Raw genomic sequence first — 1932 nt, 5'->3', positions numbered from 1 at the left:
ACAGGGCCGCCTCAACCGGTTTCTCCGATCGTTTGTTCATACTCATCGAAGGAAACCAGGCAATGTCTGAAGATCAGGAAATGCGCGAGGCAATCCGTACCCGAATGAAGGGCCGGATTCGGTTCAATGTCGCCACAGACAGGATCGAAGTGATCGTCGGTGCGCCGGACGAACTTCTCCGGTGGGAGCCGATCAACAGGCTCACCATGCTCCAGCATCTTCCACCCCTCGTGGTGGAGAGGCTTTGGGACATGTTTGCCGATGCGGCAGGATCGGGGTTCTAYGCCGAAGACAGGCTGGCTGGCGTGAAATTTCTCGGGTTACACAGGGTGGCAGAGTATCTTGAGGAGGAGGAAAGCATCCGRATTGAGGAAATCCCGATGCCTTCGTTTTCAGCATTGCCACAGGCTGTGAGTCTCGAGACCTATCTTGCAGGGCGAGATCGGACGACCATCGCTGAAATCCTGAAGGCCGTCCCAGACGCCGCCGAAAAGGAATTACCTGTCAGGCTCAAAGAAGCTGGATGGGAGCCCCGGCGTTCAGCGACAGAACGCTTCTGGCTGAAAACTCACAACGGGTAGACTGATGAACCGGCTCTCCTTCTCGTCAGAGAGGGAGAGTTGGTGCACGCCAAGCAGACAGGCAGCTTCCGCCNAGGCTGTGAGTCTCGAGACCTATCTTGCAGGGCGAGATCGGACGACCATCGCTGAAATCCTGAAGGCCGTCCCAGACGCCGCCGAAAAGGAATTACCTGTCAGGCTCAAAGAAGCTGGATGGGAGCCCCGGCGTTCAGCGACAGAACGCTTCTGGCTGAAAACTCACAACGGGTAGACTGATGAACCGGCTCTCCTTCTCGTCAGAGAGGGAGAGTTGGTGCACGCCAAGCAGACAGGCAGCTTCCGCCCTCTTTTCTGCCGTTTCCGCAACCGATCAGGTTTCTCGAATGCAGACATCAGCATCGACCATCTTTCGCTTCATTTGTACCAACAACTGTGATACATATGTGCATACACGCAAGGAGGCTTTGTATGTCTGCTGTTACATTCCGGGTAGATGAAACGCTGAAGGCAGCCGCAGTTAAGAAGTTGTCGGCTCAAGGCATTTCACTTTCTGACGCACTGCGCGATACGCTCGCGTATATTGCTGAAACGGGTCGCTCTCCCGTCAAGCGGAGGCTTGTCACAGACGAGGATGCGGAGCTTATCGAGATTGTGCGCGAACGCCTAAAAAACCCTGCCCAAAAGCATCGTATGACTTTTGCAGAGCTTAAGAACCGTCATCGCGAATGAAAGAGTATTGTCTTGAATTCGACGACAGAGCACTCAGAGAGTGGGATGCTCTTGACGGCAGCGTGCGTAAGAAATTTGAAAAGAAGCTGGAAAAGCTGATCTGGAACCCTCACTCTCCAGGAAACGAACTGCATCGCGACCTATCAGGGTTTTATAAGATCAAGCTTCTGAAAGATGGTTACCGCCTTGTTTATCAGGTCATCGACGAACGGATCGTCATCTATGTAATTGCCGTTGGCCGGAGAGCCGATAATGAGATTTATGAACTGGCTTCGAAGCGAACAGAGTGAATTTACTTTCTTGGTAGAAAGTCAGCTCCCGCCTCATCCCGGTCATAAGCGGGGCTATTCGACTTTCCGGAAAGCGGACATGAGTATCTTAAACCTCGCCAGGCCTTGCGATTATCCGCATTGACGTGAGCCGCTGTTACAATCAGGCTTAGAAACGAATGTAATTTTAGTTTCTGGATTGATGACCGACCTGATTCTAGACCTTATCCTTCGCTGGCGGGACGATCCGGCAGGGACCTATCAGAGCTGGTTTCTGTGGGACGAACGTATCAAGAATTTTCGGTCTATCCGCCGTGGTCTGCAGCAGGTCGTTGCCGAGATAGCCGAGAGCACATTCGGGGTCGCCTATCGTG

General features: G+C 53.1%; 3 protein-coding genes and 1 pseudogene. All 4 read left to right on the top strand.

The window, feature by feature from the left end:
• The coding region (locus tag KP703_RS15410; protein WP_306789710.1) for a hypothetical protein at positions 1-581 on the top strand (581 nt) is incomplete at its 5' end.
• A 447-nt stretch (positions 582-1028) separates the two neighbouring features.
• The gene (locus KP703_RS15405; RefSeq protein ID WP_003618686.1) at positions 1029-1289 is read left to right on the top strand and encodes a type II toxin-antitoxin system RelB/DinJ family antitoxin; all 261 of its coding nucleotides are present in this window, start codon (positions 1029-1031) and stop codon (positions 1287-1289) included.
• Complete coding sequence (locus tag KP703_RS15400) at positions 1286-1579, top strand: type II toxin-antitoxin system RelE/ParE family toxin (protein ID WP_003618711.1); 294 nt, start codon at positions 1286-1288, stop codon at positions 1577-1579. Before KP703_RS15405 ends, KP703_RS15400 begins: the two co-directional genes overlap by 4 nt.
• Positions 1580-1760: 181 nt before the next feature.
• Positions 1761-1932, top strand: a pseudogene (locus tag KP703_RS15870) (type II restriction endonuclease); the annotation flags it as partial.

Origin of the sequence: Acetobacter sp. P5B1 (assembly GCF_018811985.1) — a bacterium.
Taxonomy (GTDB): domain Bacteria; phylum Pseudomonadota; class Alphaproteobacteria; order Acetobacterales; family Acetobacteraceae; genus Acetobacter; species Acetobacter cerevisiae.
This window is presented reverse-complemented; position numbering and strand designations above follow the sequence as displayed.